The following is a 17,202-nucleotide window of genomic DNA, read 5'->3' as shown; positions in this document are numbered from 1 at the left end:
TGGGGTTGCAACCGCGGGCTAAAGAAGCTGCCGCCCCAGAACATCAGAAAGCAGGAATTCGGCGCTTTTCTTGCGGCTAAGTCGTAGATCGAAGTCGTGGCTATGCGCCGCGCGATCTGTAAACAACCTGACCAGATCACGGGTCGAGGCGACAGGCCAGCCATCGACATGATCCATGATCCGCGCGATCTCTGAGCCTTTTTCTTCAGCCCGTATGACAAGAACAACCGGCTTATCGGGCGAGATCGTCAAACCATTGATCGGCGTGTCAGACCGCACGACCACCGCAATATGATCCCTGTTTTCGATCAAATCAGCGGTAATGCCCGGAATAGCATTCAAACGTGTCGGTAAATTTCTAAACGCCCACACAGGATGCACGGAACCAGTGCGATAAAGAATTTCAACAACATCCGTTGCACCCATACTTAGAAGATCATTTGAGGGTTGCTTTGCATGTGCTGTTTGCATCCGCCCCGCAAGCCCGCCCGATACATAGAACAAGCCAAAGGTCGGGTTTACCGCGTTCAATGAAATGACACTTTCGATCGCGGCTTTTACAGGCTTCCACAACGGCACATCTGCCAATTCAGGCCCCCCAATTGCTTGGGCATAGATCACGTTATCTGCGACAATCCGACGTGATACAGTGCTGATCGCGTTCTGTGCGATCAAAAGATTTTTGACAGCCGGACGGTCAGATACGTCAATGCTGCGTTCAATCTGCCGCCAAAGGGCATCGATAGGGCCAGCGCTTAGCAAAGCCGCAGCATTTGTCTGAAGATAATCATCCAATTTGGCGATCCACCCCGGACGTGTCCACGCATAGGGCATTGAATTCACAAGACCCGCCAGCACCCAACCTTTTAACTTGGCGGCAGTGTTACGATCACCAACGCCAAAGGCAGTGGTTGCCTTGGGCAGTGTATCACGAACCGTCTGGTTTGCCTTTGCAACAGCCCGCGCCAAAGTTGCGTCATCACTGTTCAGCACAAGATTCAACCGCACCAACCGTTTGGCCAGTTTTCGATCTGCCGTGCCATTGGTCAGCGCTTCACGAATGATGGTTGAAAAATCATCGACAAAATATGGTAGCGTCGGAACTGGGATCTTTTCCGCGTCATCGCCACCCACACCGGGAAGATCAACGATATTGATATCGTGCCAATGCTCTATCAGTTCGACAGAACCACGTTTGGAAATACCGATATCGATCAGCTCGCCATTGATCCCGACAGTCCGGTTTCGTTTATGAACGGCCAGCGCTGCACCGTTGCGCTGGCGCAATTGTGCATCTTGCAGGCTTTCTTCGCCATGTTCGGCCATCAGACCAAATCTGGTGAAATCTCGCATGTCAGTCGGATCGACGGCCAAAGATGCCATGGGTGGCGGTGGAATGTTCAGCACATTCTTGTGCTTATTCAAAAGTGCCGTATATCCAAATCGCGCCTGATCCAGAAACGTGACCACCGTATCATTTACAGCTGCAAATGCCTGATACCATTGTTCTGGCAGCAGATTTGGGTTGATCAAAATGCCAGTATCCCAGTCATTCTTCCCCTTTTTGGCATCACCAAGGGCTGTGTACATGGCACGCCCGCCTTTCAGGAAAAAATGGATGATGTCCTGATCTGTCTCAAACTGCACCTTTAGAACACTTTGAAGCGTGGTCAGGCGTGTCTTCAGGTCAACGATCTGTTTTTGATGCCAACGGGCCAACCATTCCCAATCTGCACGATGCATCGCGCCGGTGGCGGCACCGCTGGCAATACCTTTTGAATTCAGGTCCATCGGAACCGCCTGATCACCGCCCAGAAAACGGTGCATCAGGCGAAACAGGTAAAACGGTTCTATATTATAAAGACTTCTGGCCGAAGCGACTGCGTTTTCAGGCTTTTTCAGCGGGTCAATCAGGTTTTTAGCAACGTCCTTAATATAGTCGGCTGTTTTACCTTTATCCTCATGCGTCTCGGCCCACTTATCGGCGGCCTCATCTGCGGACACATCGAACATACCCAAGTAACCTGCGGCGTCTTGCACACCTGTGCCGGCAAAGTCCAATTCATCGGCCGTTGTCATCAAAGCAATCAAGCGCGCAGCATCCGATATCAGAGATAACAACGCGTCATAGACATCCGGCACCCCTTCGGCTTGCATGTCTTCAACCAGGTCGAAAAAGGCCAACAGAGATTTTTGTCTTTCTTCAATCAAAGGGTCCGTATCGGGCTGCAATAATGGAGGCGCATCGGCCGCAAGTGAAAAGAATTGCGACATTGCCTCAAACGCATTTTCCTTGGCTTGTTCAGGATTGTTGCCCGCCCGCTTTTCTGCTGCGTGCACCACGCTGACATATTCGGTTTCCATGACCGACATCGGGTGCACAGCAATGGCCGTCCAGGCAGATGCGCGCGCGTTCTGGTCTGTGTCAAACACAGGCGGATTTTTCGGCAAAGGGGGGTCTTGCGCCTTGACGGCATCGAACGCAGTTTTGGCAAGGCCTTCAAAATAGTCTTCAACAAGGTTTGTCATTTGGATGATCCTTTGTCAGCATGGCAAAACGAACGGCGCGAAACAGATCCGCGCCGTTCTTTGACTTTCAACCTTAGTTCGGTGCGTCTTGAATGGTGGCACCCCAGATCTGGATCAGACCTTTATCCAACTTATAGACGACGCTTAATGTGCCATCCTCATTGTGGGTAAAGGTCTCCGTGTGCGTCGCTTCAGTCTTGGCCGAAAAGAATGGCCAGACACCGAAAGAGGCACCCGTTTTAATCTGGGTAAAGTCTTCCTGTGAATAGGTCGCATGGGACGTAACAGTCAGCTCATAGTCACTGACCAGCACAAGTTGCGACACGCGGCGGGCCAAAGACCCATCACTTTCGAAAAAAGACGACCAATCGCCGACGTTTGAATTCGGATCCCAGATCGAATTGTCATCCTTGGCATTATAGCCGCGGCTGACCATCGCGCCGTCATACCAGTCGGCCGCATTACATGCGATCGTGGCAAATTTTCCGATCTGTCCTTTGATTGAAAACGCACTGCTGGTTGCCAGCTTATTCAGCTTTTCAAACGATCCATCGATCGAACCGCTGAAAATCTCATAAAATCCAGAAGCAGACCCAGATACAGTCGTACCGTTTGACTTTGTGCTTGCTGTTGTTGAGTTGTAATCAATTTCAGCCGATGCACCGGTGTTGATTGCCTCTTTCGCGCGGTCAATCTCGCAGGAATATGTTGGCAGTTTATAGGATTTACCAGCACTCGTCACAAATGACGTATAAAACATGTCATCGATAAAATTATCCAGGGCCATGTTCAGTGGATCGCTAAGTGCCGCTTTGAATGCCGTTAAGGCCGCCGCTTGTTTACCCGGATCAAGATTGCGATCTGCCCATTTCTTGAACAAATCCATCTGGGATAGATCACTGGTGTCAGCATTGCGGTAAGCAATCCAGCTGGCATACTGATCGCCAAGCGCTGCTTTCAATCCGCTGGATGTGGATGGCAGCATCGCATGCAGCATCTGGTTATAGGCGCTGGAGCGTTTGTTTTTGCCTGATGGATCATAATAGGCTGCCACCGATTTCGGTGGAACGGCATCGGCCATCAAAAACAGACCGCTTGAATCTGTGCTTTGCAGGCCAACAGTCCCTTGGGCGATTTGAAATGTGTTCATGTCCAGACCAAGCGCCTTGGCAACTTCATTCCGCCAGCCGGCGTTCATATCGTCAATTATTTGCTGAACATTCGAATTTGCAGCTGTGATTTCGTCTTTCATTGGATCGTCTCGCTTAATTAGGTCCGCATGGGGCGTGCGGATGGGGTCATGCCGGAATTGGCACGAGCAAGACTGCTTCCCTTACGTCAATTGTTCTGTGCGCTTGGACACACAGGTGCAAAATTTAATAAATTATTTACGATTTCACGCGGTGACAGTCGCATGTGCTCGCAAGATCAGCATTAAACAAAATGCCAAAATCGCACAAATCAAGACACCGATAGCAACAGGTAAAGGTGTGCCGTCAAACATTTGTCCTATGGGAATGGCGATTAAAACTGACCCTACCGTTGATACGGCCCCAACAACCGATGCCGCCATGCCGGCAATATGGCCCAGCGGCTCAAGCGCGATGGCGTTTAGATTACCAAGTGTCATGCCTGCCAGTGCAAAAACCGATGTTGTCCACAGCACGTAATAGGCGAAATAGCCGAATTCAGGCAAAACATCACTGATCGAAAAAATGATCATGGTACCGCATATAAAAATCTGCGCCGCCAGAACGGTGATAACCATTTTCTGCATCCCTAAACGCACCACCAGCATTGCATTCAAGATGCTTGCCCCTGCAGCAAGGGTCGCGGTCAGGGCAAACCAAAGATGAAATTCATCCCCACGTCCAAATCTGATGTCGTAAATCTGCTGCGTGGTCGTCAACACACTGAACAGCATGGCAAAACACAGCGTTTGCACCGCAATCGACAGTCGTACAACCGGATGGGCAAAGACCTGTCCGACCGCTGACAAAAGCGGCTTGACCTGCAAGGGGCGGCGATTTTCAGGCGATAAAGACTCAGGTTGCCGTAGGGCCAGCCAAATGCAGGTCACGATAATAAAACCGATGAAAACACCGAATATTCCACGCCATCCGATAACAAGGATAAGCAAAGCCCCAATCGTCGGCGCAATCGCAGGGATCAGCGAAAAGACCAGCATCACGAATGACAAGATCCGCGCCATTTCGCGCCCCTGAAACAAATCACGCACCATGGCCAGCGACACAATTCGTGGCGCGGCAGCGCCCATACCTTGCAGTACACGCGCCATGAACATCATCTCAAGCGTTGGCGCCATCCAAGCCAGCGCGGCCCCGATCACATAGATCGCAGCCCCGACGATAATCACCGGTTTGCGGCCAAAACTGTCAGAAATCGGTCCCACAAAGAACGTGCCTAGCCCAAGACCCAGCACAAAGCTGGTGACCACCAACTGCGCGTTATTGGGATCATTCGGGCTTAACGCGGATCCAATTTTAGGCAACGCAGGCAGCATCGCATCAATCGAAAAGGCCACGGTCGCTGATAGCATCGCAATCAGGGCAATAAATTCGGTACGCCCAAGGGCTGCTTTGGTCATCTGCGATCTTTCAGAAAAAGAAAAAGGGCCGCACCCCAGATCACAGTTTCAAAGAAAAAAGTCCAGTGCAGCAAAAAATTCAGGATCTATTTGTCATGAAGCCCAGGCACGGCAATCATCGCTTGGGATTATCTTTCTGAACCGGCCGGCCTGATGCCTGGGACCCGCTGCGCAATATCCGACGGGCTTGCGACTGACGGCGGATTGCAAAATGTCCGAATTGTTGGATTGCCACCGCAAAGATGCCCAGCCCAACAAAAATCAACACCGTCGTGCCGATTTTTCCCGCCACAGTAACCGGCACCAGATTGCCATACCCCACGGTCGAGATTGTGACGACCGTAAAGAAATAAGCGTCGATCCACGCCCAGCCTTCGACAAATTTAAAAAAGACAGTGCCGCTTGTGATGATCGTCACCATCATTCCCAAAAGCGTTAATGCCTTGTATTGGATCATTCAGCCGCCACCTGATCTTTGATGTCCTGAATGACTTTTGACCATAGCTCAGGCGGTTGCGCGCCCGGCACAGCATGTTTTCCAGCCACAATAAAGGTCGGCACCGAATTGACACCCATCTGCCGTGAATGTGCGTCACGGTCGCGGATATCTTGCAGATCAGCGTCTGAATCCAACAGCTTACGGATAACAGAGGCGTCCATTTCAGCCGCGTCAGCCAGATCGGCCAGCACGTCAATATCACCAATATCACGCCCCTGTTCAAAATAGGCCTGAAATAGATTGTGCACCATCGCGGTCTGTCGACCTTCGATTCCGGCCCAGTGGATCAGACGATGCGCATTCAGCGTGTTGGGTGTTCTTTTGATATCGCCCAGCTTCATCTTTAATCCCGCGTCTTCGCCAGCCTGCACAACCGGGGCATAGGCTTTGATCGCACCGTCTTTGCCCCCGAACTTATGTTCCAGATACTCGCGCCGATCCATCCCATCCATCCGCATATCCGGGTTCAGCTGGAACGGATGCCATTCAATGGTAAACGGATGATCGGGATGCGTCTCTAACGCTTTGAAAAGATGTGTTTTCCCGATATAGCACCACGGGCAAATCGGATCAGATATGATATCAAGCTTGACCATGGGGTCCCCAAAATACGTACGATTTTACACAGCATAAACCGATTGATCCCAAAGCGAAAGCAGGCCACCATGCCGCAGCGTCAAAGTCATTATGGCGATCCATCTGGCGACTTACCCTTGAACAATCCTGTAAAATTATGCCAGTTCTGCGCAAGAATATTACAGAAAGGTCAAATCCATGACGGCGCGCCCTTACCGTTCGGTCCTGTACATTCCCGGTTCGAAGGAACGGGCGCTGGAAAAGGCAAAAACCTTACCAGTGGATGCGATTATCTTTGATCTGGAAGACGCGGTTGCCGTCGATGAAAAGGCAAACGCGCGCGTATTATTGGCTGAAACCCTGAAAACCACTGATTATGGCGCACGCGCGCGGATCATCCGCATCAATGGGCTGGATACGGAATGGGGCGCCGATGATGTAGCAAGCATAACGAAGGCAGACGCCGTTTTGCTGCCCAAGGTCAACAGCGCCGCAAATGTGCAGACACTCGCAGATATGATCCCTGATATTCCGATCTGGGCTATGATGGAAACGCCCATGGGCATTCTGAACGCAGCTGAAATCGCGGCGCACCCCCGTTTGCAGGGCTTTGTTCTGGGCACGAATGATCTGGCCAAGGATCTGAATACCCAGTTTCGCGCTGACCGCGAACCGTTGCTGACATCGCTGCAACTGTGTCTTTTGGCGGCCCGCGCGCATGGCGTTGTGGCCATCGACGGGGTCTATAATGCCTTTAAGGATGACGATGGCCTGCGCCACGAATGCGAACAGGGGCGCGATATGGGCTTTGATGGCAAGACCCTGATTCACCCCGCGCAAGTTAGCATCGCAAATGCAGCCTTTGCCCCATCAGACGCTGAAATCGACTTGGCCCGCCGTCAAATCGACGCCTTTGAACAGGCTAAAGCCGCAGGCCAAGGCGTCGCCGTCGTGGACGGAAAGATTGTCGAGAACCTTCATATTGTAACCGCCCAAGCGACCTTGGCAAAAGCCGAAGCCATCGCCAAAATAGAAACCAACTGAACCGATTACAGGGATAGGCACGATGTTATACTGGGCATTTTTGATCATTGGCATCCTGGGTTGGTTTGTCGTCCATCTATTCAAACGCTGGTTCCCAGATGCGCGCGCCAAGCTGGGTAATCCTGGCAAAGGCTTTGTGGCCCTGGGCGTAATCGTCAGTCTTGTTTTGATCGTGGTCGGCTATCGCGGTGTTGACTATATCCCGGTCTGGCAACCCCCGTTCTTTCTGACGCATCTTAACAACCTTCTGATGTTGCTGGCCTTTTACACTTATGGCGCCAGTGCAGCCAAGGGGGCAAAAGTCTGGCTTGGCACCAAAATTCGCCACCCGCAACTGACCGGCGTTAAAATCTGGGCCACTGCGCATCTGTTGGTCAACGGTGATCTGGCCGCGATCATTCTGTTCGGCTCAATGCTGGCGTGGGCCGTTATTTCGGTCATTACCATCAATAAGGCCGAAGGTCCGTGGCAACGCCCCGAACGCGCGCCCATCAAAAAAGAAATCGTGCTGATCGGCATCACGATTGTTCTGTTCACCATTGTCGCCCTGATCCACAACTGGCTTGGCGTTTACCCTTTCGGAGGATGACATGAAACTATACCGCCTGCTGACGGCCGACGACACATCCGCCTTTTGTCACAAGGTCACCGATGCGCTTAACAAAGGCTGGGATCTGTACGGCAGCCCCACCTATGCCTTTGACGACGCCAACGATGTGATGCGCTGCGGGCAGGCCGTTACCAAGGAAACCGACGGCACCTATACCCCCGACATAAAACTGGGCGAACAATAAATGACCAAAACCAACGCGGGCCGCTTTTTCGAAGACTACGCCGTTGGCGACGTGATCCACCACGCCGTTCCGCGCACTATATCGGGGGGTGAACGCGCACTGTACCATGCGCTTTATCCTGCCCGCCATGCGCTTTATTCTTCTGACGAATTTGCGCGCAACTGCGGTCTGCCTGCAGCCCCCATTGATGATCTGGCCGCGTTCCACATCGTGTTTGGCAAGACCGTTCCTGATATATCACTGAATGCGGTCGCCAATCTGGGCTATGCCGAAGGGCGCTTTACGCAGCCCGTCTATCCCGGCGATACGCTACGATCAGTGTCCAGGGTGATCGGGGTCAAGCAGAACTCAAACGGGAAGACCGGTGTGGTGTGGGTCCGCACCCAAGGTTTGAATCAGCGCGATGAAATTGTTCTGGAATATGTCCGTTGGGTGATGGTCCGCAAAAACAATCTTGACGCCCCCGCGCCCGAAACTGTTATCCCTGATCTGGCCCAATCTGTCGCCGCAAGCGATCTGGCCATTCCCGACGGTATGACATTTGAAGATTACGACTTTGCGTTGGCCGGTGAATCGCATCGTTGGGGTGATTATCAGATCGGTGAACAGATTGATCACGTCGACGGCGTCACAATTGAAGAGGCCGAACACATGATGGCCACGCGTCTGTGGCAAAACACCGCCAAGGTCCATTTCGACGCCACCTTTCGCCCCGACGGCCAGCGGCTGATCTATGGCGGGCATGTCATTTCGGTGGCGCGCGCGCTGTCCTTCAATGGTCTGGCCAACGCCCAGATGATCGCGGGCCTGAACGCAGGTGCCCACGCCAACCCCTGTTTCAGTGGCGATACGATCAAGGCTTGGTCCGAAGTTCTGGACAAAGCCGAAACGTCAGCCCCAGGCGTCGGCGCCATTCGCCTGCGCCTGGTCGCCACCAAAGGCGCGCCTTTTGAGCTGAAAGGCGGAGATGGTAAATACAACCCGGATGTTCTGCTGGATCTGGATTACTGGGCCTTGATGCCGGTTTAAAATCACCGCGATCAGAACATAAGATCCCGGATCGCATCCGGGACTGCGCGTGGTTCATCGGGCGTGTAAGCATAACACACCAGGTTAATCCTACTTCACCGTATACGGTTTCAGATAAGAATACCCTTCTTTCGAAAGCTCTAGAATATAACCATCGATACTTCCCATTGAGGTCAGGGGCAGCACACGGTTTATTCTCACTCCATTTCTCAAAAGAACTTTTTGGACGGCTTCAAATGAATTGTTTGAGGCCTTGTTTTGTTCTTTATTTAAGGCCCCGAACACATTTACCGTTTTTCTGGCTATCCCATCTGGGTCCATGACAAGAATGGTTTGACCATCCCCTGTTGCGGCAACATTTACACGAAATCCTTCAATTTCTAGCTTTCGTTTTGCACCAACCCAATTAGAGCAGTCCTGCGTAAATGGGTAATGCGAGTTGCATAGTATGGTTAATGTGCTGATGCGATTGTCATAATCTGTTCCAGCTACACCTTGATCTTCAACACAGCCTGCCAAAGTGATGAATGTGCAAAAAGCAATCGCACTTGATCTAATCATTTCTATAACTCCAATAGTAAAAATGTTCTTTTTATTGATAGGGTTATATAATCTGAACAGGGGGTTTCAATATCATATATCTGCTTGAAACTATAAGCGGTGGAAACATGCTAACATATGGGGACCATTGCCCCATATGTAATGTCAATTATGCCAGATCAAACAACAGAATCTCGGCTTCACTGTGGGCTGTGACCTTAAGCAGGTCAATGTCGTCAAACTGCAGCCCATCGCCCGCAGAAAAACGTTCGCCCTGCACCTCGACGATCCCATCGGTGACTTGCAAGAACCCGGCACGCCCTTTGGCAAAACTATGCGTTGCGGTCTGCCCATCGTCCAGGCGGGCCACATAAAGCGACGTGTCCGACGCCAACGCAATCGCATCGTCCTGCGGCATCGGTCCGGCGATCAGACCGAACTGATTGCGCATCGCATCCTGATCAATCGACCGTTGATCATAACTGGGTTTGATGCCGCGTTTGTCCGGCATGATCCAGATTTGCAGAAAATGCACCGGATCCGTGTCTGACGCATTCATTTCCGAATGCATAACGCCAGTGCCCGCCGACATATGCTGCACCTCACCGGGGCGAATAATCGACCCGTTGCCCATCGAATCCTCGTGCCGCAACGCGCCCGAGATTACATAGGTCAGAATATCCATATCCGCATGCGGATGCGTACCAAAGCCAGCACCCGGAATAACGCGATCTTCATTGATCACCCGCAACGCACGGTGCCCCATCCGCGCGGGGTCGTTGAAGTGCCCAAAGGAAAATGTGTGAAAGCTGTCCAGCCATCCCATATCAGTGCGGCCCCGAACGGCCTTGTCGTGAATCATAGGCATTGTGATATCTCCATCAATTTCTGAGTTACCCCAAAGATGGCTACAAAAGACCCCGATACAATCTGCCCCATCCGCACCGATGCTGTGCCTGAATGCGCAAAAGGGGTGGAGCACTATTCACCCCAATCCGCCCGGCGGGCACCACCGGGCAGCGCCCCACCTCGGGCCGGGCGCTGCCCTCAGGGCTTAAATTCGTCAGAAGCAGATTTAATGGCTGACTTTAAATAATAATAACGGAAGTAAGGGAGCAATATTCAGCCCCTTAAAATTTTCTCTGCTTGTTGTGCATAGCTCTGTTTCCTACACAAAAGGAATTTTCACGACTTATCGCTAAATTTTCAAAGTTTTGTACAAAACTTTAAGTACAAAACCCGTGTACAAAATATACAAAACTACGTGCGCAGGGGTAGGGGTTCGTTAACGAAACCGCCTACCCTTGCAGCTTTTTGGCGACGATTTCGTTCACGGTCTTTGGGTTCGCCTTGCCGCCTGTGACTTTCATCACCTGACCCACAAACCACCCTGCAAGCTTTGGATTTTGCTTGGCTTTTTGCACTTGTGCCGGGTTTTCAGCAATCACCTTATCTACCGCTGCCTCAATCGCACCGGTGTCAGTGACCTGCTTCATACCGCGTTCTTCCACGATTTTCGCAGGGTCGCCGCCTTCGGTATAAACGATCTCAAACAGGTCTTTCGCAATCTTGCCCGAAATCTCACCTTTAGAAATTAGTTCAATTATATCAGACAGTTGCGAAGGGTTGATCGGGCTTTCGGTGATGTCGTGATCTTCTTTTTTCAACCGACCAAATAGTTCGTTGATAACCCAGTTTGCGGCCAGTTTGCCGTCTTGACCGTCGGCCACGGCTTCAAAAAACGCGGCATTTTCAGCCTCGGCCGTCAATACGCTGGCATCATAGTCGGAAAGACTGAAGTCTTTGATAAAACGCGCTTTTTTCTCATCCGGCAATTCCGGCATATCTGCGGCAATTTCATCAACCCAGGCTTGCTCAATCTCAAGCGGCAGCAGATCGGGGTCGGGGAAATAGCGGTAATCATGCGCTTCTTCCTTGGATCGCATCGACCGTGTTTCGCCCTTGTCAGGGTCGTAAAGCCTTGTTTCTTGGTCAATTTTCCCGCCATCTTCCAAAATCGCAATCTGGCGACGGGCCTCGTGATCAATGGCCTGCTGAATGAACCGCATTGAATTCATATTCTTGATCTCGCACCGTGTGCCCAGATGGGAAAAATCCTGTGTTTCCTGATACTTCTCATACTGGCCAGGCTTGCAAACCGATACGTTCACGTCTGCACGCAAATTGCCGTTTTGCATGTTGCCATCACAAGTCCCAAGATACCTAAGTATCTGACGCATCTTGGAAATATAGGCGGCGGCTTCTTCGGGCCCACGGATATCGGGGCGGCTGACAATCTCCATCAGGGCAACGCCGGTGCGGTTCAAATCCACAAAACTCATCGCTGGGTCCATATCATGGATCGACTTGCCCGCGTCCTGTTCCAGATGAATCCGTTCGATCCGCACCGTCCGCGCGGTTCCGTCACCCATTTCGACCAACACTTCGCCTTCGCCCACGATCGGGTGATACAATTGCGAAATCTGATAACCCTGCGGCAAATCAGGATAAAAATAGTTCTTGCGGTCAAAGGCTGACCACAAATTGATCTGCGCTTTCAGTCCTAAACCGGTTTTGACAGCCAATGCCACGCAGCCATCATTGATCACTGGCAACATACCCGGCATGCCCGCATCCACGAATGCCACGTTCGAATTCGGCTCGGCCCCGAATTGCGTAGACGCGCCAGAAAACAGCTTGGCCTTTGACGACACCTGCGCATGGACTTCCATCCCGATCACAAGTTCCCAATCGTGCTTTGCACCAGCAATTACCTTGGGTTTGGGTGTGTCATATGTCAGATCAAGCATGGCACGGGTCCTTTACATTTCACTGCGTTCTAAAACAGCCGTGCCAAGGGGGCAAGCCCGCCGATGATTGCGACAGATGCAGAAAAGACTTGTGTCGCAAGCATAAGTTTTCAAAGTTAGCAGTATGAAAACTGTAAAGATGATATCTTGTGCCTTTTTGCTTGCGCTTCCTATTGGGTGCGGGGCGGATACGTCAGACAATGACGAAGACTATCTGCCTGTTATGCAATGGGATTTTCATGAAGATGGGGATGATTGGACGCGCGCAAGCCTAAGTGCGCTTCAATCACACGGCGCGCCACTGATCAGCACGGTTCCCAACGATATAGACACATGGTGCCCCGCCTATGCCGAGGCGAACCCGGCCGAGCGTCGCGCGTTTTGGTCTGGGCTTTTGTCAGCCTTGGCGAAGTATGAAAGCACGTGGAACCCACAGGCCGTTGGCGGTGGCGGACAATGGTTTGGTCTGGTGCAGATATCGCCAGCGACGGCCGAAGGGTACGGCTGCAAAGCCAAATCCGGGCGTGCGTTGAAAAATGGCGAGGCTAATTTAAGCTGCGCCATTCGGATCATGGCAACGACAGTTACGCGCGACAATGCAGTGGCCTTTAAAGAAGACGGCAATCGTGGTGGTGTGGCCGCCGACTGGGGCCCGTTCTTTAGCGCAGAAAAACGCGAAAGCATGGCCGCATGGACATCATCGCAAAGCTATTGCAGCTTATAGGGCCTGTGTGTGATGTGCCCTAGGAAGTACAGAACATGGCTAAAACCGCACAACAAATAGCCAACTGGGTTTTTGATGCTCTTCTTTTAATCGGATGGTTTAGCCAAGGGAACCCCTGCCCCGTGGTTTTGGGCCGACGAAGCGTCCGGTAACGGCTTCCCGGATTTGTCGGCCCCGTTTGGGTAAGTCCTACGCAGGGAGCCAATAGTAGGAGTAAGTTGTGGCTTTCTTGATTACTCCGCGATCTCGCATTTTGGTTACGTAGCTGCGTAAGGTGTTGTAGTTTAGCTCGTATCCTCGCTTGGTTATGTGTGTATGTATTTCGCCCGTTCGCAGGCCACGGTTTGAACTGTTGAGTGCTTCTAGGATCATCGCCTCAAAGAACAATCGATCAGCATTCTTCAGGTTCACTGCTGCGCCTTCGGACGCAGCCAGGCCTTGGGAACGTCTTCGATATATTAGATTGTTGATTGTCCGCACCTCAGATTGGAGGTCGGCTATACGTGCTTCGAGCGCGGCCTTATCCGCTTCGAGCTGCTGGACGTATGTATCAGGATCGGGCATAGTGTTATCTCAACATGTTGCAAGAATAACTATAACAAACATTCTTTTAAAACAGAAGGTTATAGTTCTAAAAATGAGTTGACAAGTGCTCAAAGGTCCGTTATACAACAACTGCTTAAAGCAGTTGTTGTATAACGGACCTTTGGAATCTCAACATATATTTACTTGGTATTAACACATTCTGATGCCATATCGGAGGTGATCAGAACCCCCACGCCTCTCTACGATGCGCACCAGGGGGTTTATTTTTTGCCCGCTTAAGATAATCATAAGCCATTATGGCAAAAAGAAAATTCAACAAACCCGCACTTTCAGTTGCTGACCTTATCGCCTTTATGCAGCGCAAAGGGATGGTGATAGCGGATCAACCCTATGCGGTAAGGTGCCTTTCTTACTTAGGGTACTATCGCCTGAAAATCTACACCCGCCCGTTTGAAGATGCTTCGAAACAGTTCACAGCCGGGACGACTTTCGAACAAATCGTGGACGTATACAACTTTGACCGAAAATTGAGACTACTCTGCCTTGATGCAATTGAGCGCATTGAGGTCGCGCTTCGGTCACACATCATTAATGTAATGGGCGCACACGGTGGGCCGCACTTTTACTATGATGAGGCATTTTTTGATAGCAAAGACGCAGTAACAAATATGCGGCAGCTCGGAGAGAGGGGAAAACATCTCTCTATAACCCATTACAAAGCCGAGTACAGCGAACCGCATTTGCCAGCGATTTGGTGTCTTACCGAGGCTTCAACTTTCGGCCAACTTTCGAAGTTATATGCCGACTTGGAGCTTAAATATCGCAAGGAAATTGCCAAAGGCTTCGGCTTTGACGAAACAATCTGCGTGTCTTGGTACAAAACCATAGCCACTCTTCGGAACATCTGCGCCCATCATGGTCGCCTTTGGAACGCAGAACTCCGTGTGAATGCACCTAAGAAAGCCAAGTCTTACGCATCCGACTTAACAAACAATACGCGGTGCTATTCGAGGCTGATAGTGTTGGCGGCACTTTTGGTGGAAATTGACCCGAATGGTGGACATGGCTGGATACCACAGCTTGTTGATCTGATCGAAAATCGCCCCGCCTCAGTGAACGTGGATGCTATGGGTTTTCCAACTGACTGGAAAACGCGTGCCATTTGGAAATAGCGTCGCTAGGCAATATTGGCTTATTGACCACCAGTGACACAAAAGGCACAACATCGGCGGCGCGCGGAATGCTACTTTTGCTACCCCGCACGCTACCCTGAGCAAATATGCTCAACGCTCAAGATGGGATTTACATAATTAAATCAAATAGATGGCCCCCGTGGCTCAACTGGATAGAGCAGCCCCCTCCTAAGGGTTAACAAAGCAGAAACCCGCGTAAAGTCAGACCCAGCTGGGACGTTTGGTCATTTGTACCAAAGACACAGCCGGGGCGTGGCGACCGCCAAGGGCAAGGGTGGCGTCACGCAGGGTTTTGATCGCTTCTTCGGATTTCGCCGGCAGTGCCTTGGCCGAAATCGGCTCACCTATGGTAACGCGAAACGGCTGGCGGTGTTTGTTCAGGGTTTCATGAAACAGTGTGATATCCCGCAAAGTCGGGTGGATCAGATCAAACAGATAGAACAGCGCGGAATTACGGGCCCGAATGTTCACAGGGATCACCTGCAGATTAAACTTACGCGCGATCATTGCAGCCGATGCCATCCAGGGCCGTTCATACAGGCGTAACCCGCGCCGCTTGGCCAGCCGACCTGATGGAAAGATCACACCAAGCCGCCCATCGCCAACAGCAGTGCGCGTGTAATCCATTGTCGCACGTGTTTTTGCCAAGGTGCGCTTTTCCTCGCGCCATTCAACAGATGCGATCATATTCTGCATTTGCGGCAAAACCCGAAGAATGTCGCCGTTTGCAAAGAAAAACGCATCCGTTCTTAGCCGGTTCAGCACATGGTTCAGTATCACACCATCGGCAATACCCGTGGGATGATTGGCAACGATTAAGGCAGCGCCATATCGGGGAATATTATCCAGCCCACTTACCGTAACATCGCGTGCCAGCAAACTGGCCAAACGCGACATGATCTGGTCAGTTGGCTGATTGTGATAGTCCGATGCAAGTTCCAATGTGCGCGCATAACCCAGCATCTGATGCAAAGCTTTTCGCGCAAGCAGCGTTCCGGGCCGATCGCTGAAAAGCCAGGGGGCGCGTTCTTGGATAAGTGGGTCTATTCGATCCTGCATAGATAGGTCACACCATGTGAATGCAACGTTGCTATGACAGGTGTGTGTTTTTCATCTGACTGCAAGTCAGCCCATAAATTTCGGCTGATATCAGCTTAAATCAGACCACGCAGGATAGATTGCGCGCGATAATTTGCCAAAATTTGCTCAATTGCGGTTAAATCCCACGTTAGATCCTGCTGGAGCCCGTTTCGGTCGGTAAAAGTAAATCGCAAAGCATCCCCCTGACGCATCAGGTCAAGTAACTCTGCCGCAGCGGGTCCGGCAAAGGTGCAATCCTTGCCGCGTAAACAGGATGGATTGGTATTCACCCAAATCGTCTGATCATCTTTGACAATTTTAAACCCGTCTTCATTAAAGCGTGTGCCGCGTTCAATCCCAAACTCAAGACCTTCAAGCGTCAGGAAAAAGAACTGCGCGGCAAAATCGGGTTTTTGCGAAAAGACATCAACATAGCGAACATAGCAACGCTGTTCCAAGACATCCCCAGTGATCCGTTCATCACAAAAGCTGTCCCAAAGGCCGAACGATTTATGATATGTGATAATCCATTCGCCGGGTGTATCGCGACCTTGGCGATCTTGCGCGAACAAGGGGCCTGCGATCAACACAAGGCAAAGAAGGATGTACCGCATGACGTATCTCCGAGCTTTTGCAACAGGTTAAAGCTAGCGCGGATCAAAGTCTTTTCACTTATACGGCAACGGATGTTACGTGATGCGAAAGGCCCGTTTGACGTCATCCAAGGCATCGCGTTGCTTTTCGTTCATTTCACTATCACCAGCTGACAAAGTGTCACGAAGAACTGTTAGAAGTGGTGTAAAAGCTGCAGCCCCAGACATTTTATGTAATTTGCGGGACAAGCGTGACACGGCCATGTCGGGCCCATTGCATTCATTCATCAGCCAACGACCCAGAACTGTCATTTCTTCTGCGTCTTTGGCCGAAATATCCAATGTGGATTGCATATTCAGATGCAGCGCCTTGCGATGTTCCTGTGTTGGGTAATCATCCAGCTCAAGAAAAGAAACAGCCAGCGCTGCAATCGCAATATTTGGATCATCGATATCTTCGACTGGGTGCGTATTGGACCGGCGTTTGAATCCAAATCGGCGGGCCGCGTTTTTTACATCAACAGCAGCATCTAGAATGTCACCGGCGATATTTGCGGCATTGCGGGAACGCAAAATAAAGAAATAGGCAGCGACGGCAATACCCGCCAAAGCGATTAAAAATGGCATCTTCAGTCCT

At 51.2% G+C, this 17,202-nt stretch carries 18 protein-coding genes; 6 read left to right on the top strand and 12 right to left on the bottom strand.

Features of this window, described 5'->3' with window-relative positions; translation table 11 throughout:
• Window positions 1-18: 18 nt before the first annotated feature.
• The 5 genes from HRQ87_RS02400 to HRQ87_RS02380 form a co-directional block, all read right to left on the bottom strand.
• Window positions 19-2,529: a hypothetical protein gene (locus HRQ87_RS02400; RefSeq protein WP_174134820.1), complete on the bottom strand. Its 2,511-nt coding sequence runs from the start codon at window positions 2,527-2,529 to the stop codon at window positions 19-21.
• A gap of 73 nt (window positions 2,530-2,602) precedes the next feature.
• A complete protein-coding gene (locus HRQ87_RS02395; RefSeq protein WP_174134818.1) occupies window positions 2,603-3,781 on the bottom strand; it encodes a hypothetical protein in 1,179 nt (392 codons plus the stop codon).
• 144 nt (window positions 3,782-3,925) lie between these two features.
• Window positions 3,926-5,137, bottom strand: coding sequence for a multidrug effflux MFS transporter (locus HRQ87_RS02390; protein WP_174134816.1), 1,212 nt, complete (start codon window positions 5,135-5,137; stop codon window positions 3,926-3,928).
• Between the two features lie 115 nt (window positions 5,138-5,252).
• A complete protein-coding gene (locus HRQ87_RS02385; protein WP_174134814.1) occupies window positions 5,253-5,594 on the bottom strand; it encodes a potassium channel family protein in 342 nt (113 codons plus the stop codon).
• Complete coding sequence (locus tag HRQ87_RS02380; protein ID WP_174134812.1) at window positions 5,591-6,232, bottom strand: DsbA family oxidoreductase; 642 nt, start codon at window positions 6,230-6,232, stop codon at window positions 5,591-5,593. The genes HRQ87_RS02385 and HRQ87_RS02380 overlap by 4 nt, the downstream gene beginning before the upstream one ends.
• Before the next feature lie 178 nt (window positions 6,233-6,410).
• On the opposite strand from HRQ87_RS02380, the gene HRQ87_RS02375 reads away from it, so the two are divergent.
• The 4 genes from HRQ87_RS02375 to HRQ87_RS02360 are packed head-to-tail and all read left to right on the top strand — an operon-like array spanning window position 6,411 to window position 9,079.
• The gene (locus tag HRQ87_RS02375; RefSeq protein WP_174134810.1) at window positions 6,411-7,256 is read left to right on the top strand and encodes an HpcH/HpaI aldolase/citrate lyase family protein; all 846 of its coding nucleotides are present in this window, start codon (window positions 6,411-6,413) and stop codon (window positions 7,254-7,256) included.
• Window positions 7,257-7,278: 22 nt separating this feature from the next.
• Window positions 7,279-7,845 (top strand): NnrU family protein, encoded by a 567-nt coding sequence (locus tag HRQ87_RS02370; protein WP_174134808.1) that lies wholly within the window; start codon window positions 7,279-7,281, stop codon window positions 7,843-7,845.
• 1 nt (window position 7,846) lies between these two features.
• Window positions 7,847-8,050 (top strand): DUF1737 domain-containing protein, encoded by a 204-nt coding sequence (locus HRQ87_RS02365; protein ID WP_174134806.1) that lies wholly within the window; start codon window positions 7,847-7,849, stop codon window positions 8,048-8,050.
• Complete coding sequence (locus tag HRQ87_RS02360; protein ID WP_174134804.1) at window positions 8,051-9,079, top strand: MaoC family dehydratase; 1,029 nt, start codon at window positions 8,051-8,053, stop codon at window positions 9,077-9,079.
• A 90-nt stretch (window positions 9,080-9,169) separates the two neighbouring features.
• On the opposite strand, the gene HRQ87_RS02355 is transcribed toward HRQ87_RS02360, so the two are convergent.
• From HRQ87_RS02355 to gatB, 3 genes are all read right to left on the bottom strand, one after another.
• The gene (locus HRQ87_RS02355) at window positions 9,170-9,640 is read right to left on the bottom strand and encodes a hypothetical protein (protein WP_174134802.1); all 471 of its coding nucleotides are present in this window, start codon (window positions 9,638-9,640) and stop codon (window positions 9,170-9,172) included.
• Between the two features lie 148 nt (window positions 9,641-9,788).
• Entirely contained in the window at window positions 9,789-10,487 is a 699-nt protein-coding gene (locus HRQ87_RS02350) for a pirin family protein (RefSeq protein WP_174134800.1), read from the bottom strand.
• A 430-nt stretch (window positions 10,488-10,917) separates the two neighbouring features.
• On the bottom strand, window positions 10,918-12,429 hold the full coding sequence (gene gatB, locus HRQ87_RS02345; RefSeq protein ID WP_174134798.1) for an Asp-tRNA(Asn)/Glu-tRNA(Gln) amidotransferase subunit GatB: 1,512 nt from the start codon (window positions 12,427-12,429) through the stop codon (window positions 10,918-10,920).
• A gap of 124 nt (window positions 12,430-12,553) precedes the next feature.
• Between gatB and HRQ87_RS02340 the strand changes: the two genes are divergently transcribed.
• Window positions 12,554-13,153: a transglycosylase SLT domain-containing protein gene (locus HRQ87_RS02340; protein ID WP_174134796.1), complete on the top strand. Its 600-nt coding sequence runs from the start codon at window positions 12,554-12,556 to the stop codon at window positions 13,151-13,153.
• A gap of 189 nt (window positions 13,154-13,342) precedes the next feature.
• Here the strand turns inward: HRQ87_RS02340 and HRQ87_RS20625 are convergent, their stop codons facing one another.
• The gene (locus HRQ87_RS20625; RefSeq protein ID WP_425501503.1) at window positions 13,343-13,525 is read right to left on the bottom strand and encodes a winged-helix domain-containing protein; all 183 of its coding nucleotides are present in this window, start codon (window positions 13,523-13,525) and stop codon (window positions 13,343-13,345) included.
• Window positions 13,526-13,995: 470 nt separating this feature from the next.
• Between HRQ87_RS20625 and HRQ87_RS02330 the strand changes: the two genes are divergently transcribed.
• Window positions 13,996-14,871: an Abi family protein gene (locus HRQ87_RS02330; RefSeq protein WP_174134792.1), complete on the top strand. Its 876-nt coding sequence runs from the start codon at window positions 13,996-13,998 to the stop codon at window positions 14,869-14,871.
• A 222-nt stretch (window positions 14,872-15,093) separates the two neighbouring features.
• On the opposite strand, the gene HRQ87_RS02325 is transcribed toward HRQ87_RS02330, so the two are convergent.
• The 3 genes from HRQ87_RS02325 to HRQ87_RS02315 all read right to left on the bottom strand — a co-directional run bounded on the left by HRQ87_RS02325 (window position 15,094) and on the right by HRQ87_RS02315 (window position 17,192).
• Window positions 15,094-15,951: a lysophospholipid acyltransferase family protein gene (locus tag HRQ87_RS02325; protein WP_174134790.1), complete on the bottom strand. Its 858-nt coding sequence runs from the start codon at window positions 15,949-15,951 to the stop codon at window positions 15,094-15,096.
• Between the two features lie 95 nt (window positions 15,952-16,046).
• Window positions 16,047-16,586 carry a hypothetical protein gene (locus tag HRQ87_RS02320; protein ID WP_174134788.1) on the bottom strand — a complete coding sequence of 180 codons (540 nt, stop codon included), beginning with the start codon at window positions 16,584-16,586 and terminating at the stop codon, window positions 16,047-16,049.
• Between the two features lie 75 nt (window positions 16,587-16,661).
• Window positions 16,662-17,192, bottom strand: a complete 531-nt coding sequence (locus tag HRQ87_RS02315; protein ID WP_174134786.1) for a hypothetical protein — start codon at window positions 17,190-17,192, stop codon at window positions 16,662-16,664.
• Between the last annotated feature and the right edge of the window lie 10 nt (window positions 17,193-17,202).

It is taken from the genome of Parasulfitobacter algicola (assembly GCF_013315265.1).
Classification (GTDB): Bacteria; Pseudomonadota; Alphaproteobacteria; order Rhodobacterales; family Rhodobacteraceae; genus Parasulfitobacter; species Parasulfitobacter algicola.
Note: the sequence above shows the minus strand (reverse complement) of the source record. Positions and strands in the feature narration are given on the sequence as shown.